The organism is Mycetocola saprophilus (assembly GCF_000718085.1).
Classification (GTDB): domain Bacteria; phylum Actinomycetota; class Actinomycetes; order Actinomycetales; family Microbacteriaceae; genus Mycetocola; species Mycetocola saprophilus.
In genome coordinates this window covers 1-23,856 of record NZ_JOEC01000005.1, presented here as the reverse complement: position 1 = coordinate 23,856, position 23,856 = coordinate 1, and the positions used below count along the sequence as shown (strand labels likewise).

Annotated in this window: 21 protein-coding genes, 1 rRNA gene and 1 pseudogene; 8 read left to right on the top strand and 15 right to left on the bottom strand. The window is 67.1% G+C overall.

The genetic code is table 11. From position 1 onward, the window contains the following. Positions 1-94 precede the first annotated feature (94 nt). From IE92_RS0115175 to lplAB, 4 genes and pseudogenes are all read right to left on the bottom strand, one after another. A complete protein-coding gene (locus IE92_RS0115175) occupies positions 95-1,246 on the bottom strand; it encodes an acyl-CoA dehydrogenase family protein (protein ID WP_051702027.1) in 1,152 nt (383 codons plus the stop codon). 56 nt (positions 1,247-1,302) lie between these two features. Next, a complete protein-coding gene (locus IE92_RS0115170) occupies positions 1,303-2,679 on the bottom strand; it encodes an LLM class flavin-dependent oxidoreductase (RefSeq protein WP_030149350.1) in 1,377 nt (458 codons plus the stop codon). Positions 2,680-3,302: 623 nt separating this feature from the next. Continuing rightward, a pseudogene (locus IE92_RS19010) lies at positions 3,303-4,133 on the bottom strand (DNA-methyltransferase); the annotation flags it as partial. 2 nt (positions 4,134-4,135) lie between these two features. Beyond that, complete coding sequence (lplAB, locus tag IE92_RS0115160) at positions 4,136-5,185, bottom strand: lipoate-protein ligase LplAB (RefSeq protein ID WP_030149348.1); 1,050 nt, start codon at positions 5,183-5,185, stop codon at positions 4,136-4,138. A gap of 66 nt (positions 5,186-5,251) precedes the next feature. Here lplAB and IE92_RS0115155 point away from each other — a divergent pair, with 66 nt between their 5' ends. Then, the gene (locus tag IE92_RS0115155) at positions 5,252-5,869 is read left to right on the top strand and encodes a histidine phosphatase family protein (protein WP_030149347.1); all 618 of its coding nucleotides are present in this window, start codon (positions 5,252-5,254) and stop codon (positions 5,867-5,869) included. Between the two features lie 41 nt (positions 5,870-5,910). After that, entirely contained in the window at positions 5,911-6,216 is a 306-nt protein-coding gene (locus IE92_RS0115150) for a DUF427 domain-containing protein (protein WP_030149346.1), read from the top strand. Between the two features lie 97 nt (positions 6,217-6,313). Here the strand turns inward: IE92_RS0115150 and IE92_RS0115145 are convergent, their stop codons facing one another. After that, on the bottom strand, positions 6,314-7,192 hold the full coding sequence (locus tag IE92_RS0115145) for an alpha/beta hydrolase (protein ID WP_030149345.1): 879 nt from the start codon (positions 7,190-7,192) through the stop codon (positions 6,314-6,316). 78 nt (positions 7,193-7,270) lie between these two features. On the opposite strand from IE92_RS0115145, the gene IE92_RS0115140 reads away from it, so the two are divergent. Beyond that, positions 7,271-7,696 carry a MarR family winged helix-turn-helix transcriptional regulator gene (locus tag IE92_RS0115140; RefSeq protein WP_030149344.1) on the top strand — a complete coding sequence of 142 codons (426 nt, stop codon included), beginning with the start codon at positions 7,271-7,273 and terminating at the stop codon, positions 7,694-7,696. Positions 7,697-7,701: 5 nt separating this feature from the next. Beyond that, the gene (locus IE92_RS0115135; RefSeq protein ID WP_051702026.1) at positions 7,702-9,051 is read left to right on the top strand and encodes an MFS transporter; all 1,350 of its coding nucleotides are present in this window, start codon (positions 7,702-7,704) and stop codon (positions 9,049-9,051) included. A 181-nt stretch (positions 9,052-9,232) separates the two neighbouring features. Here the strand turns inward: IE92_RS0115135 and IE92_RS0115130 are convergent, their stop codons facing one another. Further along, entirely contained in the window at positions 9,233-10,183 is a 951-nt protein-coding gene (locus IE92_RS0115130) for an aldo/keto reductase (RefSeq protein ID WP_030149342.1), read from the bottom strand. A gap of 116 nt (positions 10,184-10,299) precedes the next feature. Between IE92_RS0115130 and IE92_RS0115125 the strand changes: the two genes are divergently transcribed. Then, positions 10,300-11,226: an NAD(P)-dependent oxidoreductase gene (locus IE92_RS0115125; RefSeq protein WP_030149341.1), complete on the top strand. Its 927-nt coding sequence runs from the start codon at positions 10,300-10,302 to the stop codon at positions 11,224-11,226. Positions 11,227-11,343: 117 nt separating this feature from the next. After that, positions 11,344-12,078, top strand: coding sequence for a FadR/GntR family transcriptional regulator (locus IE92_RS0115120; protein ID WP_030149340.1), 735 nt, complete (start codon positions 11,344-11,346; stop codon positions 12,076-12,078). A gap of 169 nt (positions 12,079-12,247) precedes the next feature. Here the strand turns inward: IE92_RS0115120 and rrf are convergent. From rrf to IE92_RS0115075, 9 genes are all read right to left on the bottom strand, one after another. Next, positions 12,248-12,364: ribosomal RNA gene (gene rrf / locus IE92_RS0115115) — 5S ribosomal RNA — on the bottom strand. Positions 12,365-12,392: 28 nt separating this feature from the next. Then, positions 12,393-13,166 (bottom strand): glucosamine-6-phosphate deaminase, encoded by a 774-nt coding sequence (locus tag IE92_RS0115110; RefSeq protein ID WP_030149339.1) that lies wholly within the window; start codon positions 13,164-13,166, stop codon positions 12,393-12,395. Beyond that, the gene (locus IE92_RS0115105; RefSeq protein WP_030149338.1) at positions 13,159-14,088 is read right to left on the bottom strand and encodes an ROK family protein; all 930 of its coding nucleotides are present in this window, start codon (positions 14,086-14,088) and stop codon (positions 13,159-13,161) included. The genes IE92_RS0115110 and IE92_RS0115105 overlap by 8 nt, the downstream gene beginning before the upstream one ends. After that, entirely contained in the window at positions 14,085-15,605 is a 1,521-nt protein-coding gene (locus IE92_RS0115100; protein WP_030149337.1) for a glycoside hydrolase family 3 protein, read from the bottom strand. The genes IE92_RS0115105 and IE92_RS0115100 overlap by 4 nt, the downstream gene beginning before the upstream one ends. A 2-nt stretch (positions 15,606-15,607) precedes the next feature. Next, positions 15,608-16,426: a carbohydrate ABC transporter permease gene (locus tag IE92_RS0115095; RefSeq protein WP_370581458.1), complete on the bottom strand. Its 819-nt coding sequence runs from the start codon at positions 16,424-16,426 to the stop codon at positions 15,608-15,610. Between the two features lie 95 nt (positions 16,427-16,521). Beyond that, positions 16,522-17,508 (bottom strand): carbohydrate ABC transporter permease, encoded by a 987-nt coding sequence (locus IE92_RS0115090; protein WP_030149335.1) that lies wholly within the window; start codon positions 17,506-17,508, stop codon positions 16,522-16,524. Positions 17,509-17,685: 177 nt separating this feature from the next. Next, a complete protein-coding gene (locus tag IE92_RS0115085; protein WP_030149334.1) occupies positions 17,686-18,957 on the bottom strand; it encodes an extracellular solute-binding protein in 1,272 nt (423 codons plus the stop codon). A gap of 60 nt (positions 18,958-19,017) precedes the next feature. After that, a complete protein-coding gene (locus IE92_RS0115080) occupies positions 19,018-20,163 on the bottom strand; it encodes an ROK family transcriptional regulator (protein ID WP_030149333.1) in 1,146 nt (381 codons plus the stop codon). Positions 20,164-20,330: 167 nt separating this feature from the next. Next, positions 20,331-20,993, bottom strand: coding sequence for a DUF4352 domain-containing protein (locus IE92_RS0115075; protein WP_030149332.1), 663 nt, complete (start codon positions 20,991-20,993; stop codon positions 20,331-20,333). Positions 20,994-21,208: 215 nt separating this feature from the next. Between IE92_RS0115075 and IE92_RS0115070 the strand changes: the two genes are divergently transcribed. Together IE92_RS0115070 and IE92_RS0115065 are read left to right on the top strand one after the other, a co-directional pair. Then, entirely contained in the window at positions 21,209-22,561 is a 1,353-nt protein-coding gene (locus tag IE92_RS0115070; RefSeq protein WP_030149331.1) for a sensor histidine kinase, read from the top strand. Positions 22,562-22,665: 104 nt separating this feature from the next. Next, a complete protein-coding gene (locus IE92_RS0115065) occupies positions 22,666-23,358 on the top strand; it encodes a response regulator (RefSeq protein WP_081864187.1) in 693 nt (230 codons plus the stop codon). The last annotated feature ends 498 nt before the right edge of the window (positions 23,359-23,856 follow it).

Below are 23,856 nucleotides of genomic sequence, written 5' to 3'. Positions count from 1 at the left end.
AATGTTGTTCTTAACGCTAGGCCACTGCGCCACAGGCATAACGGCAAAGGCCCCGACCCGGACATGCCGGACGGGGCCTCTGGGCGCGCGGAACCTACCGGCTCAACTCGATCTGGCCGAGGTCCGCGTAGCGCAGGCGCACCGGGTCGTGCAGGGTGTGGGTCCGGGCGTTGCGCCAGAAGCGGTCGGCGCGAAGCGAGCGGTCGGCGGTGCGCGCGCCGGTCCAGGAGAACAGCTCCGTAGCGACTCGGTTGGAGACGTCGGCGGAGAGCGCCTTGGTGGCCAGCAGGCCCTCGCGCACCTCGGTGAGCAGGGATTCCGGAGCATCGGGGGTGGCCTCGGCACGGTCGATCACCGCGGCGGTTTCGCGCAGCAGCGCGGCCACGGCGCGCACGGCGGCCGACTCCCTCCCCACCTGGAAACGCAGGATCGGATCCTCCACGAGGCTCGCGTACTGCGCCAGTTCGAAGGGCACGCGGTTGTTCGCGCGCACCGAGGCCACGCCGTAGCGCAGCGCGCCCTCGGCGATGCCCACGTCGATCGCCGCGTGCGCGAGGCGTCCGGCCTCGGCCCAGGCGGTCGGCCGGGTCGCCGGGCTCCAGGCGAACACAAAGTCGGCGGGCACGGCCACCTCGCTCAGGCGCAGGGTGCCGCTGCCGCTGCCGCGCTGGCCCATGCCGCTCCAGTCGTCGATGATTTCCAGGCCCGGGGCGTCGGTCGGGATGAAGGACATGATGACGCTGCCCTCGCCGTCCACGGCCATCACGGTGATCCAGGCGGCACCCAGCGAACCGGTCGCGTAGAACTTCTGACCCGATGCCAGGTAGGAGCCGTCCTCCTGGCGGGTGAACACGGTCGAGAAGTCGGCCGCGTGACGGCCCCCGCGCTCGGCCGCGGCATTGGCGATCCGCTTGCCCGCGCGAATGTCGGCGTAGAGGCGCTCGCGCGCGTCATCCGAGCCGAGCATCACCACGGCGTCGGTGAATCCATAGTGCGGCTGGAGGAGCTGGGCGATGCCCGGATCCGCCTGCGCCAGGATCCGGAACACCTCGGTGATCTCGACCTGGCTGGCCCCCGGGCCGCCGAGCGCGGCAGGGATCCGCAGGGCGAGCAGGCCGGAGTTCTCCAGGATCTCGCGGGCCGCGGCGTACTCGCCCGACTCGTCGCCATCCAGCGCGATGTTCGCGAGCGCATCCCGGGTGGCCTCGGCCAGCGCGATGAACTCGGGGTTGATGGTGTGGGACATGGCACATCCTTTACTGCGAGGGGCCGCCGCGGCGAACCCGAAAATGGGTGGGGCGACTAGATCGAAACCTGGTGCGCGGGGTGGGTCGCGGGCAGGCGGGGCGATCCGAAAACGCGCTCGCGCAGACCCGAGGTGCCGTAGCTCTCGCGGGCCAAACCGCGCTCACGCAGGCGGGGAAGAATGTGCTCGATGAAGTCGTCGAAGGTCTCCGGCTGCACGATCGGCTGCACGTTGAACCCGTCGATTCGGCCCTCGGTGGCGCGACGCTCGATCTCGTCCACGACCTCCTCGGGAGTACCCACGATGGGCTGCACGTAGGATCCCAGAGTCCCGAAGTGCTGCTTCAGCTGACCCACGGTGCGGGCATTTCCGCCCTCGACCGAGAAGCGCTTGGCCTGGGTCTGGACGTGATCGGTGTCGCCCTTTTCGAAGACGGTGTCCTCGTCATAGTGGTCGAGATCCCGACCGCTCACGCCGCACCAGTGCGCGAGCGCACCCTCGCGGGAGAGGTAGTTCTGGTACTCCTCCAGACGCGCCTGCGCCTGCTCATGGGTCTTGCCGACGACAACCTGCAGGCCGCCCAAGAGACGCACGTCCTCGGGGTTACGACCCGCGGCCACGGCGGCGGCCTCGATGTTTTCGCGGGCCTTCAGCTGCCCGGCCACCTCGTTGGTTCCCAGGAATACCACCTCGGCGTGCTTGCCAGCGAACTGCACTCCGCGGCCCGAGGTGCCCGCCTGGAACAGCAGCGGGGTGCGCTGCGCGCTCGGCTCGACCAGGTGGGGTCCGGCCACCGACCAGGTGCGCCCCACGTGGTTGATCGCATGGATGCGGTCCGCCTCGGCGTACACGCTGCGCTGGATGTCCGCGACGACCGCGTCTTCATCCCAGCTCTTCTCCCACAGCTTGTAGGAGATCTCCAGGAACTCCTCGGCGCGGTCGTAGCGGTCATCGTGGCTCCACTGCTCGGTCAGGCCGAAGTTGCGGGCGGCCGAGGGCAGATAGGAGGTCACGATGTTCCAGCCGACCCGGCCACCGGTCAGGTGATCCAGGCTCGACCAGCGCCGCGCGTTAGCAAACGGGTGTTCGTAACTCGTGGAGGCGGTGACCACAAAGCCAAGGTTTTCGGTGACCGCGGCCATCGCCGGGATCAGGGTCAGCGGGTCGTGCGCGGGGAACTCCACCGCGTTCTCGATCGCCGGGGCGGAGGACCCGCGGTAGGTGTCATAGAGCCCGAGCACGTCGGCGAAGAACACCGCGTCAAAGCGGGCGTCCTCGTAGCGGCGGGCCCGGTCCAGCCAGTGCTTGAGGCTGCCAAATCCCAGGCGATCATCGCGCGGGTGCGCCCACATGCCCTGCTGCACGTTACCAACGGTGTTGCCTTCAAAGGCGTTCAGAATCAGGGGACGCCGGGGCGCGGGGGGACGACTCATCGGGGGAATCCTTGGTGCTCAGGAGGTGGCGCACCGAGTCGCGCGCCGGCCTGCGGCGCACCGGAAACGTCACCGTTGGGGATGCGATGGCGGTCCAAAATTGGGGGGATCTGCGGACCACCACACGCATCACATTCTGGCCCAGCATCCGCGCCACACCGCAGTTGTGTGACGAAGCATGACGGTCACCCCCACGCGGGGGCTTGCCAGGGTGCGAACTAGTCGGCGAGCGCGCTCTCCGGCAGGGGCACCGCCCGGCGCAGACCCGGCCCAGGAACGGGCCGCGGGCGCGGGGCGACCTGGGTTTCCGGAGCCTCGACGACAACCTGCTCGGCAACAATCTGCTCGGCAACCACCGAGGCCTCGGTCTCGAGCGGGGGCTCCTGGGCAGTGACCTTCGCCCGTGCCGCGCGCTTCTTGGTCGCGGTCGGAGCCTTCGCGGGAGCCTTCACCGAAGTCTTGGCAGAGGTTTTCACCGCCTTTACAGCCGGAGCTTTCGCGGTCGCAGCCTTCGCCCGCGGCTTTGCCGGGGCCTTGGGCGTCTTGGGTTTCGCCGCCGCCCGGGTGGCCGGGGTGTCCTCGAGCGGGGGCACCACGGTGTCCGCGGAGTCCGCATCCGGGTCCATCCCGAATCGGCGACGCATAACCTCGATCGCCTGCGGGTTCTGATCGATCAGCACAAAGTTCCGGCCGAGCTCGCGCGCCGCGGCCCCGGTGGTCCCGCTGCCGGCGAAGAAGTCGAGAATCCAGTCGCCCTCGCGGCTGGAAGCCTGGATGATCCGACGCAGAATCCCCAGCGGCTTCTGGGTGGGATACCCGGTCTTTTCCTTACCGGTGGGCGACACGATGGTGTGCCACCACACGTCGGTGGGCAGCTTGCCGCGCGCCGCCTTCTGCGGGGTCACCAGGCCCGGTGCCATATAGGGTTCACGGTCCACGGCGGTTGAATCGAAGTGGTACTGGGCGGGATCCTTCACGTAGACCAGGATCGTATCGTGCTTGGTCGGCCACCGACGGGTCGCCTTCGCCCCGTAGTCATAGGCCCAGATCAGCTCGTTGAGGAAGCTGTCGCGTCCAAAGATCGCATCCAGCATGACCTTCGCATAGTGGGCCTCGCGATAGTCCAGGTGCACATACAGCGTGCCCTCGGGCCCGAGCAGACGCCACGCCTCCAGCAGACGCGGTTCGAGGAAGGTCCAGTAGTCGTCGAAGGTGTCATCGTAGGTGCGCAGTTCCCCGCGGATCCGCTGATAGCTCTTGCCCTTAAACCCCACGCTCCCGCTCACCCCGGGCTCGGAGCGCACCGCGGTGGTCACGTGACGCGCCTGGCTACGCCCGGTGTTAAAGGGCGGGTCGATGTAGATAACGGTAAAGGACTCATCGGGCAGTTCGGCGAGCAACTCGAGGTTGTCGCCGTGCCAGATTTCGCTGGACTGCGGGAACTCACGCGCCACGGTTAGGGGACCCGATTCAGCCAGGCGTCGGTGGAGAACTTCTCGCGCACGAGGGTCTCCGCCTGGGCATACTCGTCCGGCGTGATCTCACCGGGGACCGCACCGGTGAGGGTCACAAAGGTCGCCTTCATGGCCTCGATGATCTCACTTCGGCTGCGCCCGGTCTGGCTGCGCAGCGGATCCACGCGCTTGGCGGCGGAGGTGGTTCCCTTGTCCGAGAGCTTCTCCCGGCCGATGCGCAGGACGCGCGCCATCTGGTCACCGTCCATGTCGTAGCTCATGGTCACGTGGTGCAGCACACCGCCGCTGCCCAGGCGCTTCTGCGCCGCCCCGCCGATCTTGCCGGCCGGGGAGGTGATGTCGTTCAGCGGCTTGTACACGGCCTCGATGCCGAGCTCGCGCAGGGCGGTCAGCACCCAGTCATCGAGGTAGGCGTAGCTCTCGGCAAAGGTCATACCCTGCACCAGCTCGGCCGGCACATACAGCGAATAGGTGATGATCGCGCCCTTGGCCATCAGCATCGCGCCACCGCCGGAGATCCGGCGCACCACGTCAAATCCCTCGGCCTTCGCGGCGTCGAGGTCCACCTCGTTCTTGAGTGACTGGAACGACCCAATCACCACGGCGGACTCGTCCCACTCCCAGATACGCAGGGTCGGGCCGCGGTGCCCCAGCCCCACCTCGCTGGTCAGCACCTCGTCCAGGGCCAGGTGGGTGCGCGGGGGCACCGCCTGGGAGTGGATGATCTGCCAGTCAAAATCGCGCCAGTCGGCGGCGGAGGTCACCGAGCGACGGATCGCCGTGGCCACCGAATCCGGGGTGAAACCCAGCAGCTGCGCACCCTCGGGCAGGGCCGCCTGGATCGCCGCGGCGATGGTGGTGGCGTCGCTGCGCGCATCCAGACCGTTCACCGCGGCGTTGATGTCCTCAATGGCCTCATCGGGTTCGAGGAAGAAGTCTCCGGCGAGCCGGAAGTCCGCAAACACCCCGTCCACCACGTCGAGGTCAACCACCACGAGCTTGCCACCGGGCACCTTATATTCACCGTGCATGGTCCCAGCCTACCGATTCCATGGCAATCCCTGCCGTGTCGGCCCAAACCGGGGCACAATGTTCTCATGACGACGTTTATCCTGGTTCGACACGGCGAAACGATCTGGCACACCGGACACCGGTATGCAGGCATGAGCGATATCCCTCTCGACGCCGAGGGACAGCGCGCCGCCGACGCCCTGGCCGAGTGGGCCGTCGGGGCCCAGCTGGATGCGATCGTGGTTTCCCCGTTGATCCGCGCGGTCAACACCGCGCGCCCCTCGGCCATCGCCCTGGGCATGCCGCTGCACATCGATCCCGACCTGGTCGAGGTCGATTTTGGTGTGGGTGAGGGCAAAACCATCTCCGAGCTGCGCCCCGATTACCCCGACGAGGTGGCCGCGTTTGAGGCGGCTCCGGCGGATTCCCCGCTGCCCGGCGGCGAGGTGGGACGCCACGCGATCACCCGCTACCTCGGCGTGCTCGACAAGCTGCGTGAGCGCTACCCGGCCGGCCGTGTGCTGGTTGTGGGCCACGGTACCGCGATCCGGCTGGCGGTCAGCGAGCTGATCGGCATCGAGCCCAACCGCTACCGCGATCTGATGCCCGAGATGCTCAACTGCGGACGCACCACCCTGGAGATCACCGACCGCGGCGTCGCACTGCAGGGATTCAACGTGCCCAGCTACACCCCGGGGAACTAGTTTCACCCACCCGATTAATCAACAACACAAAGGAGAACACCATGCAGGCTCTCGTGAACGGTGCCGTCATTGCCGACGCCGCCCCCGAAGACATCGTCCTGATCGAGGGAAACCGCTACTTCCCGCCCGCCTCGATCGCCGCGGGCACGCTCGAAAAGAGCCCCACCCCCTACACCTGCCCGTGGAAGGGTGTGTGCCAGTACTTCGACGTGGTAACCCCCGACGGAACCCGCATCAGCGACGGCGCCTGGAGCTACCCCAACCCCTATGACGGCGCCGAGGAGCGCGTGGGCCACGCCTTCGCCAACTTCGTAGCCTTCGCCCCGGGCGCAACCTTCACCGACTAGCCCCGGCCCGGCTTCCCGGCCGCAGCTACCAGGCCCCGCCGCGCAGAGTGACGCTGCCGGCGGGCCACTGCCCGTCCGTTTCGCGCCCCTGTGTGGGCTAACCCGCCGCCAGCACGTGCGAATCCAGCCAGCGGATCAGGTCGGCGATGATCTCCTCGCGGTTGAGCTCGTTGTAGATCTCGTGCCGGGCGTCGGGATAGACATGCAGGGTCACATCGCTCAGCTTGGCGCGATTGCGGTACGCGGCATCCAGCTTGGTGAGGCCGCGCTCCCCGCCCAGGGAATCGGCCGAGCCGCCCTGGATCAGCATCGGAATGTCCCGCGGCATCCGGCGCGGCGGCCGCCCGAGCAGCCCGATCGCCTGGAAGAGGTTCCAGGCGGGCTTCTCGGCGATGTCGAAGTTCAGGGGGTCCGCTCGGAACGCCGCCCCGGCTTCGGGATCGCGATTGAGCCATTCCAGCCCGGTGGATTCCGGGCCACGCCAGGGCCTGTTGAGGTCGCCGGAGTTCAGCACCCCGGGCACCGCGAGGCTCGATCCCGAGAGCACCACGGCGTCGTAGATGGTGGTGGTGTTGACCAGTTTCTGAGCCATCAGCGAGCCCCAGCTGTGTCCCAGCAGAACCAGCGGGATCCCCGGATACTCGCGGGCGATGGACTCCCCCACGCTGCGCAGCGAGCGGATCGCCCCGCGCACCGCCCCGGGTCCCAGATCCGCGAGTCCACCCGCCTCCAGGCCGGTTCGCCCGTGTCCGCGATGGTCGTCGGCCACCACCGTATAGCCGGCGGCCACCAGCTCCTCGGCGAGCGCCGCATACCGGCGCGCATGTTCGCCAACCCCGTGGGCGAGGTGGATGATCGCGCGAGGATCCTTCGCCGCCCAGGTATAGGTGTAGACGACAATACCGTCGGCATCGGTGAGGGTCCCCACACGCGCACCGGTGGGGTCGATCGGGCTGTCCTTCTCCGCGCTGCTCATTCCCTCAGACTAGTGATTCGCTGGGAATGCCTCCACCCTTATTTCATTAGCAAGACTAATGAGTTATGCTAACGATCTATGACGATTGACCCGAACCTGGATGCGACTCAGATCCGCCAGGGCGTTCTCCACCTCTCCCGCCGACTGCGCGCGGAGAAGGCCGATAACGAACTCAGCGACGGCCAGTTCTCGGTGCTCGCCTGCCTCTACCGGCATGGTGCACACACCCTGGGCGGCCTCGCCGAACACGAACGGGTCTCCCCGCCGTCGATGAATCGCACGGTCAACTGCCTCGAGGGCAGCGGCTATGTGGAGCGCGCGGCGGATCCGACAGATGGCCGACGCGTGCTGATCAGCCTGACCCCCGAGGGTCATGACATGGTCGCACGCACGGTGGTCCAGCGCGACGCCTGGATCGATACCCGGCTGCGCGACCTCTCCCCCGAGGAACGCGAAACCCTGACCCGCGCCGCCGAGATCATGAGGAGGCTCGCGACCGCGTGAGTGCAATGTTTCGCTCCCTGTCCGGATACAACTATCGGCTGTGGTTTATCGGAGCCCTGGTGTCCAATGTCGGCACCTGGATGCAGTCCACCACCCAGAACTGGGTGGTACTGACCGATCTGACCCATAACGATGCCGTGGCGGTGGGCGTGACAATGTCGCTCCAGTTCGGTCCGCAGCTCCTGCTGGTGCCGGTGAGCGGGTGGATTGCCGACCGGTTCGACCGGCGCAAGATCCTGCTGTGCACCCAGAGCGCGCTGGCGCTACTGGGTCTCTCCCTCGGCCTCCTGCTGATCCTCGGCCATCCCCAGCTGTGGCACCTCTACCTCTTCGCCCTGCTACTGGGCCTGGTCAACGCGATCGACGCCCCCGCACGCCAGACCTTCGTGTCCGACCTGGTGGACGAGCACAACATGTCCAACGCGGTGGCCCTGAACGCCGCCTCGTTCAACGCGGCCCGGATGCTCGGTCCCGCCGTGGCCGGTCTGCTGATCGTCGCGGTCGGCTCGGGCTGGGTATTTGTGATCAACGCCTTCACGTTCCTGGCGATGATCGCGGTCCTGAATAAGCTGCGTCTGAACGAGCTGCGCAAGCGGCCCAAGCGCGCCTCCCGCGGCGGACAGCTCGGTGCCGGTTTCCGCTATGTGAAGGGTCGCCCGGACCTCGTGGTGATCTTCGTGATCGTGCTCCTGGTGGGTGCGTTCGGCCTCAACTTCCCGATCTTTGCCTCCACGATGGCGGTGGAATTTGGTGAGGGTGCGGGTGAGTACGGGCTGCTGTCCTCGATCCTGGCGATCGGCTCGCTCACCGGAGCGCTCCTTGCCGCCCGTCGTCCACGCGCTCGAATGCGGGTTGTGATCCTGGCGGCCGGCGGATTCGGGCTCTCGGCGGCGCTGTGTGCGGTGATGCCCAGCTATCCGGCGTTTGCCGCGGCGACGATCCTGATGGGATTCTCCTCGGTGAGCATGCTCACCACCGCCAACGGCTACGTCCAGACCACCACCGACGCGGGTATGCGCGGCCGGGTCATGGCGCTCTATATGGCAATCCTGATGGGTGGAACCCCGGTGGGGGCACCCATCATCGGCGCCATCGCCAACGCCTGGGGTCCGCGGCTGGCACTGCTGGTGGCCGGAAGCGTCTCGGTCCTGGCGTCGCTGATCGGGCTCGCGTGGATGGTGTTTGCCCGCAACCTGCGCATCCATCGCCACCCCGATTACACCTGGCGTCTGCAGGTCACGCATCTCAGCAGCCCCGGGGAGCCGGAATCGGTCGAGTTCTCCGATGAGCTGGCCGCCACCTCCCCGATCACCCTGCCCAAGCTCCCCCGCGAACGCCGCGAGCCCCGCGACTAGCTCAGCGCACCGGCTAGGCACCCGGCCGAGGCTCCCCCGCGAAGCGGTGAACGCCGCAACTAGCGCCGCACATCAGACGGGCACACGGCCCCGAGGCATCCCCGCGGATGCCACCTCCGAGGACGCACACACCAAACGGGCACCCGACTTCCGGGTGCCCGTTTGGTGTTGGCGATAATGCCTAGGCGGCCGGGGTACTCGCGGTGTCGAGCAGGGAGAGTTCCTCGCCGCTCAGCTCGATCTTCAGCGAGTCGGTGATCGGAGGCAGCTGCTCAAGCGAGCGAGCGCTGGCGATCGGCGCACCCACCGTGGGCTGCTGACGCAGCCAGGCGAGCGAGACGGCGGCCACCGAGGTGTCGTGGGCGGCGGAAATCGCGTCCAGCGCATCGAGCACGCGCAGTCCACGCTCGTCGAGGTACTTGACGGCGTCGCCCGCGCGCGGGCTGTCGATCTCCACGCCCGGGCGGTACTTACCGCTCAGGAATCCGCGAGCCAGCGCGAAGTAGGGGAACACCGAGAGACCGTACTTCTCGGCACGCTCGCGCAGCGCACCCTCAAAATCGCGCTCCACCAGGTTGTAGTGCGGCTGCAGGGCGACCGGGGCGTGCAGACCGTTTTGGGCCACGATCTCCAGCCACTCGTCGATCCGATCGGCCGAGTAGTTCGAGATGCCGATCGAGCGCACCTTGCCCGCGTCTACCAGCTCGGACAGCGCGCCGACGGTGTCGGCCAGCGGCACACTCTCGTCGTCGAAGTGGGCGTAGTAGAGGTCGATGTGGTCGGTGCCCAGACGGGCGAGGGACTCATCGGCGGCCAGGCGAATGTTGTCGGGGGCGAGGCCCTTGCGGTCGGGCTTGGTGCTGACCTTGGTCGCGATGACCACGTCGTCACGGCGACCACGGGCGGCCAGCCAGCTGCCGATCACGGATTCGGATTCCCCGCCGGTGTGCCCGGGAACCCAGGCCGAATAGCCGTCGGCGGTGTCGATGAAGTTGCCGCCACCGGCCACAAATGCGTCGAGGATCCGGTGCGAGGTGGGCTCATCCGCGGTCCACCCAAACACGTTGCCGCCGAGCGTGATCGGGGCGATGCTGAGATCCGAATGACCAATGTTTACGTGCTCTGCCGTCATGGTTTTCCTCCCGCGGGATGCTGGTTTTCAGGTATTTCCTTGACCCTAACCCCGCAAAATAACAAACGGGCAAACATGACGTTTCATTCCGCGGCCGACACCCCTAGGGTGGATGCATGACCTCCCCCACACTCACCGTTACCGTGCCCGGAAAGACCCTGCTCAAGGCGATTGGTGAGGTGCCCGACGGGGTACGGGTGCTCGAATGGGATCTGAAAACTCCGGCCCCGGCGGCGCATATCGACCTGCTGGTTGCCCCGTATATTGCGCCGAACGTGAAGTTTCCCGGGATCGATGATGTGACCACCACGCTGATCCAGAGCCAGTCCATCGGCTACGACGGTGTCGAGGGCACGCTGCCGCCCGGCCGTGTCTACGCCAATGCCGCCACCGTGCACGAGACCGCGACCGCCGAGCTGACCCTGGCCCTGCTGCTCGCCGCCCAGCGCGACATTCCCCGGTCGGTGCGCAACGCGCAGACCGGACTGTGGCAGGGGTCCACCACCCCGAGCGTCGCGGATCGGAACGTGCTGATCGTCGGCTACGGCGGGGTTGGGGCGGCGATCGAGGCCCGCCTGACCGGCTTCGAGACGCGCATCACCCGGGTGGCGCGCTCGGCCCGCGAATCCGCGTACGGCCCGGTGCACGCCCTCGCCGATCTCCCGGAGCTGCTGCCCACCGCCGAGATCGTGATCCTGGCCGTCCCGCTCACCGAGGACACCCGTGACCTCGCCGATGCCGCGTTCCTGGCCGCGCTGCCGGACCAGGCTCTGGTGGTGAACATCGCCCGCGGACCGGTTCTGAACACCGCGGCGGCCCTGGCCGAGGCGGAGTCCGGACGGCTGCGCTTTGCACTGGACGTGACCGATCCCGAACCGCTGCCGGCCGATCACCCGCTGTGGACGCTCCCCAACGTGCTGATCACCCCGCACCTGGGCGGGGCGGCCACCTCGATGATGTCGCGGATGGCGGCCCTGGTACACCGCCAGATTGGGCACCTACTCGCGGGCGAACCGGTGGAGAACGTGGTCCTCCGCTCCTAGGTAACCGCGCGATAACCTTTTTAATCGAATGCATCACAACCTCGGGGCTCATGTTAGTCTTTGTGGTCTGACCACATACGAGCGCAATGGCGCGCGAATAACGTGAGGGGCACGGAAATGGTTGAAGCGCGGGCATGGCAAATTGTGCTGGAACGGATCGAACAGGATCTGCTCTCCGGCGTACTCCAGCCCGGGGATCACCTCCCCGGCGAGCGCGCCCTGGCCGCCGAACTCGGCGTGGGACGCTCCAGCGTGCGCGAGGCCCTGCGGGTGCTTGAGGTGCTCGGGCTGATCCGCACGGCGAGTGGATCCGGCCCCCGTTCCGGCGCGATCATCGTGGCGCTTCCCGGCGGCGGGATGTCGGCCCTGATGCGCCTGCAGGTGGCCGCGCAGGGCTTCAGCGTGGACGATATCGTGCAGACCCGTCTGATTCTGGAGACCGAAACCGTCTCCCGCCTGGCCGGCAACCCCGACAATCGCGCGCTCACGGTTCCGCGCACCCTGCTCAGCGCGATGGATTCGGCCAACCTGACCCCCGAGGAATTCCTGACGCTGGACGCCCAGTTCCATCTCTCCCTCACCGAGGCCCTGGGTAACCACGTGCTGACCGCGACGATGGCGGGCCTGCGCAGCTCGATCGAGGCCTATGTGCAGTCGGGTCTGCCCGGGCTGGCGTCCTGGCCGGCCACGGCCAACCGCCTGCGGCACGAACACCGCGAGCTGACCGACGCGATCGCCGCCGGTAACGTGGAGCTGGCTCGCACGGTCATCCACGATCACATCACCGACTACTACGTCGAGACCGGCCTGGCCGAACGCTCCGGAGAGAGCGTCCCGGCACCTGCCCGCTAGGTCTCGGCGATGCGGCGCACCACTCGGCGAGACGATAACCGCGGATCCCAGCCTGCTCACCGGGAAGGCCACCCGCACCGAAGCGCTGAGCATCCATCTCGACCAGATGTGCCGGTTAAACAAACCAGCCCCGTGACTGGAAATCCAGTCACGGGGCTTCGAATTATAAGTCCGGCGGTGTCCTACTCTCCCACAGGGTCCCCCCTGCAGTACCATCGGCGCAAAGAGTCTTAGCTTCCGGGTTCGGAATGTGACCGGGCGTTTCCCTCTTGCTATGTCCACCGAAACAGCTAATTCGTGGTTATGTGTCTAGTTTACACGGCGGAAACGGCACCCTCGACCACGGTGTAATCGGCGGGGGCCAGACCGGCGGCGGCGGCCGCGTCCAGCAGCACCGTCACGTGCGGATGCGACTGGATGGCGGAGGCGGGAATCTCGGGACTGATCGGCCCGTTAATCGCGCGCGCCACGGCGTCGGCCTTGTGCGCGCCGAAGGCCAGCAGGAACAGGTGCCCGGCACGAAGAATCGTGCCCACACCCTGCGTGATGGCGTGTCGCGGCACCTCGTCGATGGTCTCGAAGAAGCGGGCGTTGTCCTCGCGGGTCTGCTCGGTCAGCGGAACCCGACGGGTCAGCGAGTCCAGCGGGGAGCCGGGCTCGTTGAAGCCGATGTGCCCGTTGGCTCCGATCCCCAGGATCTGCCAGTCCACCCCACCGGCGGCGCGAATGGACTCCTCATAGGCGGTCCCGGCCGACTCCAGCGTCTCCGGGTTGCCCGAGGGCACGTGCACCCGCGATGCGTCCAGGCCCAGGGTCTGGGTCACCTCGGCGTCGATCACGTGGTGGTAGCTCTGCTCATGGGTGGGATCGATGCCCACATACTCATCCAGCGCGAATCCGCTGACCCGGGACACGTCGATCCCCTCGGTCCGGACCTTCTCGGCGAGCGCCGCATAGATCGGCAGTGGGGTGGAACCGGTGGCCAGGCCCAGCACGGTTTCCGGATTGGTGGTGATGGCACGGGCCAGAATTTCGGCTACGTACTCCCCGGCCTCGGCCGGTCCCGATACAACGAATACTTCAGACACTGTTTGAAACTCCAATGAGGGCGGCGCCAACGGCGGCCACCGGGTGGGTTCTGGGGATCACACGGATGCGTTCACCCAGGCGCAGCGAGGCGATAAACGGGGAGGCCTCGGCCCACTCGTTTAGCACCGCATCCACGCCGGACAACAGGGGTTCGCCGAGGCTGGTGACGCCTCCGCCCAGCACCACCGTGCGCACATCCACGCTGAGCGTGAGGATGCGAACGGCGGTTGCTACCCCCTCAAAAAGCAGGGCACGAATCCGACCGGCAACCGGATCTCCGGCGGCCGCTGCGGCCATCATATCGTGGACCGGTGAGGTACCGGTGGTCGGCCACTGGCGGGCAATCGCCGAGCCCGAGGCCACGGTTTCCAGGCAGCCGCGCTGGCCGCAGGAGCAGATCACTCCACCGGGATCCACGGGGATGTGGCCGATCTCCCCGGCCACCCCCGAGCTGCCCCGACGCAGGTGTCCGTCGAGGACGATTCCGGCGGCCAGTCCCGTCCCCAGGTTGAGGTAGGCGAGCCCGTCGGTGCCCAGGGAGGTGTCGCCCCCGGTGGTGGCCACATAGCGGTAGGCACCCACCGCGGCGGCGTTCACATCGTTCTCCACCGAGACCCGGGTGCCCAGCCGCGCGGCGGCCTCGCTGCCCAGATCGAAGCGGTCCAGGCCCAGGTTGACCGCGTGCTCGACCCGGCCGATCTGCGCGTTGACCGCCCCGGGGATCCCGATCCCGATCGAGGCGAAGCGGTCGGCGGTGAGGCCCACCCGCTGCGCCAGCTCGGCACTGGTTTCCAGCACCGAGGCGAGCACCTGGTCGCGGCCATAGCCGGTGGGGCGGGTCAGCTCCTCGACCGCCACATCATTGTCATCGAGGACCACCGCGGCGGTTTTGGTGCCGCCGACATCGATCCCCAGTCTCATCGCGGAACCTCTTCTGCCGCGAAACCACCGCTGAGCCAGCGCTCCAGGAACGCCTCCCCGGCCAGGCGCGAGGCACCCAGGGTGGCGATCTGCGCGTCGGCGCGGTCGGGAGCGGGCCAACCCATGTCCACGGTGGTGGGGGCGTCGCCGCGCTCGCGCAGCAGGGCGAGCACCGCCTGCACCCGCTCCCCGCGGTGGTTGTTCTGTCCCAGCACCACGATCGGCACGCCGGTGGGAATCTCGGCCACGGCGCCCGAGAGGTCGGTGCCGTCCACCAGGTGGAAGATCAGCCCCGCGTCCCGCGCCTCGGCGGTCTGGGCCGCGTGCGGCCCCCAGGGCAGCGGTCCGACGGCAATGTTCGGGACCCCCTCGACGGTGACCACGTGCACCGGCGCCTCGGGGCTCGGCGTGGGCAGGGAAACCCCGGGCAGTACATCGAAGGTCGCGGCCACCGCGGCGGGGGTCGGCCAGGCGGTGTCGGGAATCGGCTGCGAGGCGGCCTCGGCCCGCAGGGTGCGTCCGCGGTCGGCAAGCACGCGCAGGCGCTCGGCGGCCTCGAGTACCCGCTCGGCGGGCAGCACACCGGATTCGATCGCCGCGGCCACATGGGCCTCGATCTCCCCCATCTGCGGATCGGTGTTGTTGCTGCCGATGCACAGCAGGTCGCAACCCGCGGCGAGCGCACGCACCGCGGCCTCGGGGATTCCGGTCTTACCGCTGGCGCCGGTCATATCCAGCGCGTCGGTGACGATCACGCCGGTGAAGCCCAGCTCGCCGCGCAGCAGGTCCTGCAGGATCGTGCGGGACAGGGTGGCCGGGTGCTCGGGATCCACCTGCGGCAGCATGATGTGCGAGGTCATGATCGTGTTGGTGCCCGCGGCAATGGCGTCCACAAACGGGATCAGCTCGCGCTCGCGCAGCTCCTCGAGCGAGCGGTCGATCACCGGCAGCGACAGGTGTGAGTCGTTCTCGGTGTCGCCGTGGCCGGGGAAGTGCTTGGTGCTGGCATCGATGCCGCGGCCCTGCACCCCGCGCACCCAGGCGGCGGTGTGGACACCCACCGCGTGGGCGTCCGTGCCGAAACTGCGGGTGCCGATCACCGGGTTGTTGGGGTTGGAGTTGATATCGGCATCCGGGGCGAAGGTCATCGTGGCCCCGGCATCGGCGAGCTCGTATCCCACCCGGGCGGCGATACCCTCGGTACCCACCGGATCACCCAGCTTGCCGAGGATCGCGTTGCCCGGGAAGGGCGAGCCGGTCTGGTGGTGCAGGCGGGTCACGTCCCCGCCCTCCTCATCGATCGCGATAACCGCGTCGGGATTGGCATCGAGGATCGCCGCGGTCAGCTCCCGGAGCTGACTCGGGGACTCGATGTTCATCGAGAACAGGCACACCCCGCCGAGGCCGGCGCGCAGGCGCGCGGCCAGCCAGTCGGGCAGCTCGGGGCCGTCAAAGCCCGGGAGCATGGTCGCGGAAATGGCGCGGAGGACCTCGGCGCTGAGGGAGGAGTTGGTCATGGTTATCCCTTCACGGCACCGGAGACCAGGCCACTGGTCATTCGGCCCTGAACGATCAAGAAGAAGACGATCACCGGGATCGCCATGAGGGTGGATCCGGCCATGATGGCGGCCCAGTTGGTGGTTCCGGTGAGCGTCTGGAACGTACGCAGCCACACCGGCAGGGTCATCATGTCGGGCCGGGAGTTGACCACCAGGGCCAGCAGGAACTCGTTCCAGGCCTGGATAAATCCGAACACACCGGTGGCCACCAGGCCCGGGGCGAGCAGCGGGAAGGTGATCTTCCAGAAGGCACCCGAACGTGAGAGCCCGTCAACCATGCCGGCCTCCTCGAGCTCCACCGGGATGCCGTTGACAAACCCGCGCAGGGTCCAGATCGTGAACGGCAGCACGGTCGCCACGTACACCAGGGTCAAACCGGCGATCGTGTTGAGCAGGTGCCAGCCATCCAGCACCCGATAGGTCGAGACGATCATGGCCTCGGCGGGGATCATCTGGATGATCAGGATGGTCAGGATGAACGCCTTGCGGCTCTTGAAGCGGAAGCGGGTCACCGCGAGCGACGCCAGGAAGGCAAACACCAGCGCCACGGTCACCGTGAGCAGGGTCACCATCAGCGAGTTCCCCAGCGCCGGCAGGAACGGGGTCCGGCCGGGCTCAAAGAGCACCGTGTAGTAGTTACGCAGGGTGAAGTTATCCGGCCAGAAGTGCAGCGTGGTCGAGCGGATCTCGTTATTGGGCTGGAAGGAGGTGTTGATCATCCAGTACACCGGGAACACCGCGCACAGGAAGATAATCACGGCGATAATGCTCAGCACCACCGTGGTGGTTTTGCGCCGGCGCAGGGCACCGGAGGTCACGCGCTTGGACGGCGGGGTGGTCCCGCGCAGGGTCGGGCCGAGGGCCGTTTGGCTGGTCACAGCTCTTCCTCCTTGATGCTCTGACGGACGTAGTACAGCGAGATGGCCATCAGGATGATCACCGTGATCACGGCGATGGCACCGCCGATGCCGTACTCTCCGCTACCGAGCGAGGTCTGATAAATGTACACACCGAGGGTGCTGGTCTGCTCCTTGATGCCGCCGATACCCTGCAGCGCGTAGATCTGGGTGAACACCCGCAGGTCCCAGATGATCTGCAGGATGGTGACCACCACAAAGATCGACTTGAGGTACGGGAACACGATCAGCCGGAAGCGGGCCAGGTAACCGGCGCCGTCGAGCGAGGCGGCTTCGAGCACCTCGTCGGGGACCTGGCTGAGGCCCGCGTACACGGTGAAGGTCACAAACGGAACGGCGCCCCAGATCACGATGATCGCGGCCACGAAGAAGAAGCTCACCGGATCGATCAGCCACGAGTGCTGCTGGAAGTCCAGCCCAAACACGTTCACCAAAACGTTGTTGATGACACCGTAGTCGGTGTCAAAGATCCAGCCCCAGACGATGGTTGCGGTCAGCGCGGGCATCGCCCAGGCCAGCAGCAGACCCACCGAGAGCAGGAGGCGGAAGAACTTGGTGAGGCGGGTCATCATCATCGCGATGAGGGTTCCCAGCACCATGGTGATCACCACGCAGACCAGGCAGAACAGCAGTGAGCGTCCGAGGACCTCCCAGAAGGTGGGGTCGCCGAGCACCTTGGCGTAGTTGCCGAAGCCGATCCACTCCGGCGGGGCACCAAACACCTGGGCGCGGCCGAACTTCTGGAACGACATGATGATCAGGTTGATCAGCGGCCAACCGATCACTACACCGAGCACCACGATCGACGGCACCAGCAGGGAGTACGGGGTGAACTTGGCACCAAAGCGGCCGCGTGCGTTCGCCTTGCCGCCCGCCGGCGTGGTCGCCGGGGCCTCCTCCGGCGCGTCTGGCACCCGCGGTGGGGCGCTATTCAGGGTAGACATCTGAAACTCTCTTCGTTGAAAAAGTGTGGGGATGGGACCGGAAGGGGATTCGATCGGGTTCGCCGGGGTGTTGCGGGGTGTTGCGGGTGGGGAGAGGGAAGCCGGCCGGGGTGTGTGGTCCCCGGCCGGCTAGCTGGGAGCGGATCGGCCGCGACTGTGCGGCCGATCCGGGTGGCGTTAGCCGTTGAGGATGCCGTCGATCTTCTTGTCGAGCTCCTTGGCCAGGGAATCAACATCCCCGCCCTGGGCGATCTTCACAAAGAAGTCCTGCAGCACACCGGCGGCCTCAACATCGGCCCACTTGGGCGATGCGGGGGTCAGGCGAGCGTGAGCGGCGGCCTCGGCGGTTGCCTTGGCGACCTCATCGGTGCCGAGCTCCTTGGCCAGCGACAGCTTGGCCGGAACCAGTCCGCCCTTGGCGTAGATGGTCTGGAACTCGTCGCTGAGGATGATCTTCAGCGCCTTGACCGCCAGTTCTGGGTGCTTCGACTTGGCCGAAACGGCGATGTTGGATCCACCGGCCATGACCGATGCGGCGCCGCCGTCCTTACCGGGCAGTGCGTAGACGCCCAGGTTTTCTTCCTGGTCGGGGCAGCCCGGGGTCTCCGAGTCGGCCTTGGCCAGGATCGACCACTTGACCCAGCTCGGTGCCGAGAGCTGCAGGCTGGTGCCGTCGCAGAAACCAACCTGCGGGTTGTCTTCCTTGCCGTCCTTGGGGGCGCGCGAGGCGTTCAGCATGGCGTCCTGAACCTGCTTCAGACCCTCGAGGGACTTCTCGGTCGAGAAGGCCGAGGACCACTTGCCATCCTTGAAGGTGGCAACCTCGCCACCGTTTTCCCAAATGAAGGGCAGGGCGTTGTACCAGTCCTGTCCGGGCCACCAGATGCCCGACTTGCCGGGGTTGTCGGTCGCGAGCTTCTTGCCGTTGGTGACGTAGTCGGCGAGGGTGGTGGGAACCTGCAGGCCCGCGGCGGCGAGGGCGTCCTTCTTGTAGAAGACGAGGCGTGCACCGGAGTACAGCGGGGCGGCGTAGAACTTGCCGTCGTAGCTACCGGCCTCCACGAAGCCGGGCAGCAGGTCCTTGCCGCCGAGCTCGTCGAAGTCCTTGGTCAGGTCGAGGAAGGCGCCGGCCGAGGTGAAGGCCGCGGCCTGGGTGTTTCCGACCTCAACCACGTCGGGGCTGTCGCTGCCGGAGAGGTTGGTGTTGAGCTTGTCCACCAGGCCGGTCCAGGACTGCTCCTCGATGGTCAACTTTGACCCGGGGTTTTCCTTTTCGAACGTGGAGACGAGGTATTCGCGCGCTTCCTTGGGGGTGTCGGTACCCACCAGCCAGACACGAATGTTGGCATCGGATGCTTCGCTGGATCCGGGGCTGCCGTTACTTGCGCAGCTGGTCAGAGCCAGGGCCGACGCGGCCACGAGGGCCAGTACTCCCAGTTTCTTCTTCATGATGCGTTCCTTAAACAATTGGTGTGACGAGGTGATCATGTGATCGGTTGTGTTTCTCGGCTATGAAACTCCGAGCTGTCCGGAGAGGACGAGAACGGCCGCGCCACGCAGGACGATGTCCTGGCCTAGCGCGGTCATACGCAGCGTCAATTCAGCATGGATATCGCTGATTGTGCGCTGACGAATGGTCTCAAGGACCGCGTCGGCAAACGGGCCCTCGAGAAGTGTGGTGGGTCCGCTGAGGACAATTTCGGAGAGGTTGAGCACGCCAACCACGGGGGCCAGGGCGATACCCAGGCGCTCTCCGGCGGCTGCCAACAGGGCCTCGGCGGCGGCGGGGTCGGCGGCCTGCTCAAGCTGTTCGGCCAGGCGACCGGCTGCCACCCAGGCCTCGACGCAGCCATCCTTGCCACACGCACAGCGCGGACCGCCGTCGGTGCCCACCACAACGTGACCGATCTCACCGGCGGCCGAGCGGCTACCCGAAACCGGGGCACCGTCCACGATCAGGCCGGCACCCACACCGGCCCCGATTTGAATCAGGATCAGGTCGCTCGCGGCGTCCTGGCTCCCGAAGGTGTGCTCGGCGAGCACCGCGGCGTTGGCGTCGTTGGCGACGGTGACGGGGAGTTCGAAGCGCTCGGCCAGCAGATCACGCAGGGGCAGGTCGTGCCAGCCGAGGTTCGGGGCGGTGCGGATGCGGCCCTCGCCGTCGACCACACCGGGGCTGCCCACGCCAATGCCGAGAATCGGTGAGGTCTCATCGCGCAGGAGACGCTCCACCAGCGCATAGACGAGTTCCAGGGCGTCCTCGCCCACCGCGGTGCCGCGGGGAGCGGAGATGCGCTCGATGATCGTGCCGCCGAGGTCGAACCGGGCCGCGTGGAAGGCCACCTTGTCGGAGAGGTCCATCCCGATCAGGTGGAAGGCGTGAACGTTCAGGGCGAGCAGGGTCGCGGGTTTGCCCGGACGCGCGTCCTCGCGCTGGCCGAGCTCGGTGATCAGCCCCTCGCCGATCAGCTCCCCCACCAGATCGGAGATGGTGACCCGGGTGAGACCGGTGCTGCGGGCGATGTCCGCGCGGCTGAGGCCCTCGGTGCGGTAGAGCTGCTGAAGCACGAGTGAACGGTTGTGGCTGCGGGCATGCTCGGGCAGCACCTTGGCGGTGGGGCGCAGGCCGCGCAGGCCGCCGCCGGCGCGGGTCATGCGTCCTACCGCTGCGTTGCGATCGGTGTCTACTCCGTGAGTCATGTTTGTTAGTAAAGCTTACGAACAAATTAACAGCAAGTGTTTTTTGTGGTCGTTAACACAAACGTTACAGACCGAAAACATTCCGGCCGCCCCGAGGGACGGCCGGAATGAGGGTGGTGGGCCTAGCCCAGGGCGATCTTCTTGGCCCCGCCCCAGACCGAGTTTGACACGCTCAGGGTCTTCAGCTCGGCGTCGGCCGGCAGATCAAAAATCACCGATCCGGTCACTGAATTGCCCGGGTTGATCTCGGAGATCCAGGTGTCGGCGGAGCTGGTGTCATAGATGGTGGCGCTGCTGTCCGCGTTGAAGCTGCGACCCTGGGCATCCTCGATCTTGAGGAAGTTCACCAGGAATGTTTCGGGCTTGTCTCCAACATTTTTCACCGAGAGCGCGACACGCACAAAACGCCCCTGCGCGGTGGCCGAGAGGTACTGTCCACCCACGGTGGTGCCCGCCTCCTCAACCCCGGTGACGGTGAACTCCATCGAGCCGGCGGTGACCGCCTCACCGATCCCGGGCAGCGTGTCCTTGGGCTTTTCCTCGGCGGGCTTTTCCCCGGCGCCTGCTTCCCCCGCGGGGGCCCCGGCCGCGGGCTTGCCCTCGGGAGCGGGCTTGGACTTCCCGCCACCCCCGGCGGCGATGCTCGAGATGACGATGATGGCCGCGATGATGCCCAGAACCGTCAGGACCTTGTGACGGGCGAACCAGTTCCGACGCTTGGCCGGTGCCGCACCGTTCGGTGCCGAGTTGTCGGGGGCGGGGAGGGTGTTCTGCGGAGCACTCATGGTGATTCTGTCCTTCGTGTCTGGGACGGCGATACCGGTTGTCGAGGCGACCCGGGCCGTGTCTTGCTGTGGTTCCCAGCCAACCAGCGGCGACGATCACCGCACACCCACCAAACGGGCCGAACCCTCCCGCCGTTCGGGGGGAATGCCACCCCGCCACACTCCCGCCACCCGGGGGCCGCGGGCAGGGTGCCCGCTGTCATACGATGATGTGCATGACCACTCCCCCGCCCCCCTTGCCGCCGTCCGGTGCGCCGCAGCCAATCCGTGTTCACACCGGTGCCGGTACTCGTGGACGGGCGTTTCTGCGTGGGCTGGTCACCACCGTCTGGGTGACCCTCGGAATCTTCTTCTCGATCATCCCGTTGGGCCAGCACCTCGGCGATGCCGACCGGGGAATTCCACCGACCAGTCCCGGCATCGCGGTGGCCGCCGGCGTGGGTACCCTGCTGATGATCGGGGCTTCGATTCTTCTCGTCTGGCGCACCCGGTGGCCCTATTTGGTGACCGCCATTGCCGCAGCCATCGCCATTTTGCTACCCACCACCCCCATTCCCGCGCTGATCGCGCTGGTATCGGTCTTGCATCGCCGACGCGGGCCCTGGGTGTGGATCCTGACCGGGGCCGTTGCCCTGGCCTGTGGGGTGGCGACCCGCTGGGATTCGCAGGCGGTCTCAAACTCGCTGGTTTCCGGGTTTGCCGGACGGGGCGCGGGGCCCGAGGCGGTGCTGGCGTCCCTGCCCTGGGCGGTACCGCTGTCGGTCTTTCTGCTCATGCTGCCCTTCGTCTCGACCGGGTTGATCCTGCGGGCTCGCTCCGAGCGCGATGTCGCGCTGGTTGAGGTTGAGGACACTCGGCAGAGTGCAGCAACCCTCAGCGACGAGGTCACCCGGCAGCGGGAGCGTCAGGAGGTGGCCCGGGAGATCCACGACACCCTGGCCTCGCGCCTGTCCACGCTGTCCCTGCACGCGGGTGCCCTGGAGGTCAACGCCCGCGAGAGCGACACCGCCCTGGCCGGAGCCGCAAGCGTGGTGCGGGAGTCCGCACAGCGCTCCCTGGACGATCTGCGCTATGTGGTGGACGTGCTGCGTGACCCGGCCCAGGCGCGGGGCGCTCGGATCACCTCCGGGCGTACCTCGCTTGCCGATCTCCCCGACCTGATTGAGGCCGCCGAGGCCCTCCCCGGCGGGATCGTCTCCAATGTTTTTCTCTCCGATGCCGCGGGCTGCGACCCACGGGTTGCGCACGCCTGCTACCGAATCGTGCAGGAGGCGCTGGCCAACGCGCGGCGCCACGCGCCGGGGCAGACGGTCTCGCTCTCGCTGCGCGGAGGCCCGGGGGCGGGTCTCACCCTCACCCTTACCAATCCCGCCCCCGAGGGCCTCACCCCGACGTCCGTGGGCGGCGGGCACGGGGTGACCGGAATGACCGAACGCGCCCAGCTACTGGGCGGCACCCTCACCGCCCGTACCGACGACAACGGCGTCTACGGTATCTATGCCTGGCTTCCCTGGATCCCCCCGGAGCCCGCCGCCCACGATGCCCTGGCAGCCCCGATCCCCGCCTAACGAACCAGCGCAGCTCGGGGAGCGCCCAACGCCCGTGCGTCACGGGCCTCACTCCCCGGCCTCGATAGCCTCCCGGCACCGGATGTACGCCCTAGAATCAAGGGGTGACTTCAGGCAGCGCTTCAAATCCTTCGGGTGTTCAGCACATTGACGTGCTTGTGATCGATGATGATCCGTTCGTGCACACCGGAATCGAGAGCATCCTGTCGGCCACCGCGGACCTCCGCCTGGTGGGATCCCGGATGGACGGCGCCGATGTCATGGCCGCCTGTACGCAGCTTCGGCCCGATGTTGTCCTGATCGATGTGCGGATGCCCGGCATCGACGGTGTTGCCGCGGTGACGATCGCACAGGGCCTCCCGGTTCCTCCCCAGTTTGTGATGATGACCTCCTTCGATGATGGTCCGCGGGTTGTTGATGCAATCGCCGCGGGTGCGGCGGGCTTTATCCTCAAGTCCGACGGCCCCGATGCGATTACCACCGCGATCCGCGGGGTCTCCCGCGGCGAGACCGCGCTGTCACCGCGCAGCGCCAATCATCTGGCCGACTGGGTTCGCGCCGGCGGCACCGGTGCCCCGCAGGAACGGGCACGACAGACTATCGGCCTGCTCTCCCCGCGCGAACGCGACATCGCCTTCGCCCTGCTGGATGGTTCTTCTAACGCGGAAATCGGTCGCCGGCTCTTCATCGCCGACTCGACGGTCAAGTCGACCCTGCAGGACATCCAGCTCAAGCTCGGTGCGCGTAATCGTACGGAGATCGCGGTCCTGGTCGCCCGCTCCGGCCTCGACCACTAACCCGCACCACAGGCCTCGAGCCCCGAGCTTGAGTCCCGAGTCTGCAGTGCCGAGTCCCGAGTCTCCCGCCTGCGACCATCCCTCTCCCTGGCAAGGCCAGCGGCCGCGGCAGCACACCCCACAGCCCCGTGTTAAACACAAAAGGCCTTGCCGCTCCCCGGCAAGACCCACAACCCCAGCAGCACACCCCACAGCCTGGGTTAAACACTAAAAGCCTCACCCTCACCGGCAAGGCACCCACCCCGACAACATCCACCCCACCGCACGGGTTAAACACAAAAAGGCCCCGCCCTCCAGGCAAGACCCACAACAACAACCACACACCACAACCAGCACCAGCACCAGCACCAGCACCAGCACCACAATAGTGCTGTTAAACAAGGAAAGCCCCGACCATAAGGTCAGGGCTCTCAACCTGCAACACACACATGTGTTGTAAAGAAGTCCGGCGGTGACTTACTCTCCCACAGGGTCCCCCCTGCAGTACCATCAGCGCAA

Coding starts and splice junctions, on each gene's coding strand:
- IE92_RS0115175 (WP_051702027.1), bottom strand. CDS start 1,246: ATGTCCCACACCATCAACCCCGAGTTCATCGCGCTGGCCGAGGCCACC.
- IE92_RS0115170 (WP_030149350.1), bottom strand. CDS start 2,679: ATGAGTCGTCCCCCCGCGCCCCGGCGTCCCCTGATTCTGAACGCCTTT.
- lplAB (WP_030149348.1), bottom strand. CDS start 5,185: ATGCACGGTGAATATAAGGTGCCCGGTGGCAAGCTCGTGGTGGTTGAC.
- IE92_RS0115155 (WP_030149347.1), top strand. CDS start 5,252: ATGACGACGTTTATCCTGGTTCGACACGGCGAAACGATCTGGCACACC.
- IE92_RS0115150 (WP_030149346.1), top strand. CDS start 5,911: ATGCAGGCTCTCGTGAACGGTGCCGTCATTGCCGACGCCGCCCCCGAA.
- IE92_RS0115145 (WP_030149345.1), bottom strand. CDS start 7,192: ATGAGCAGCGCGGAGAAGGACAGCCCGATCGACCCCACCGGTGCGCGT.
- IE92_RS0115140 (WP_030149344.1), top strand. CDS start 7,271: ATGACGATTGACCCGAACCTGGATGCGACTCAGATCCGCCAGGGCGTT.
- IE92_RS0115135 (WP_051702026.1), top strand. CDS start 7,702: ATGTTTCGCTCCCTGTCCGGATACAACTATCGGCTGTGGTTTATCGGA.
- IE92_RS0115130 (WP_030149342.1), bottom strand. CDS start 10,183: ATGACGGCAGAGCACGTAAACATTGGTCATTCGGATCTCAGCATCGCC.
- IE92_RS0115125 (WP_030149341.1), top strand. CDS start 10,300: ATGACCTCCCCCACACTCACCGTTACCGTGCCCGGAAAGACCCTGCTC.
- IE92_RS0115120 (WP_030149340.1), top strand. CDS start 11,344: ATGGTTGAAGCGCGGGCATGGCAAATTGTGCTGGAACGGATCGAACAG.
- IE92_RS0115105 (WP_030149338.1), bottom strand. CDS start 14,088: ATGAGACTGGGGATCGATGTCGGCGGCACCAAAACCGCCGCGGTGGTC.
- IE92_RS0115100 (WP_030149337.1), bottom strand. CDS start 15,605: ATGACCAACTCCTCCCTCAGCGCCGAGGTCCTCCGCGCCATTTCCGCG.
- IE92_RS0115090 (WP_030149335.1), bottom strand. CDS start 17,508: ATGTCTACCCTGAATAGCGCCCCACCGCGGGTGCCAGACGCGCCGGAG.
- IE92_RS0115085 (WP_030149334.1), bottom strand. CDS start 18,957: ATGAAGAAGAAACTGGGAGTACTGGCCCTCGTGGCCGCGTCGGCCCTG.
- IE92_RS0115080 (WP_030149333.1), bottom strand. CDS start 20,163: ATGACCCGCGCCGGCGGCGGCCTGCGCGGCCTGCGCCCCACCGCCAAG.
- IE92_RS0115075 (WP_030149332.1), bottom strand. CDS start 20,993: ATGAGTGCTCCGCAGAACACCCTCCCCGCCCCCGACAACTCGGCACCG.
- IE92_RS0115070 (WP_030149331.1), top strand. CDS start 21,209: ATGACCACTCCCCCGCCCCCCTTGCCGCCGTCCGGTGCGCCGCAGCCA.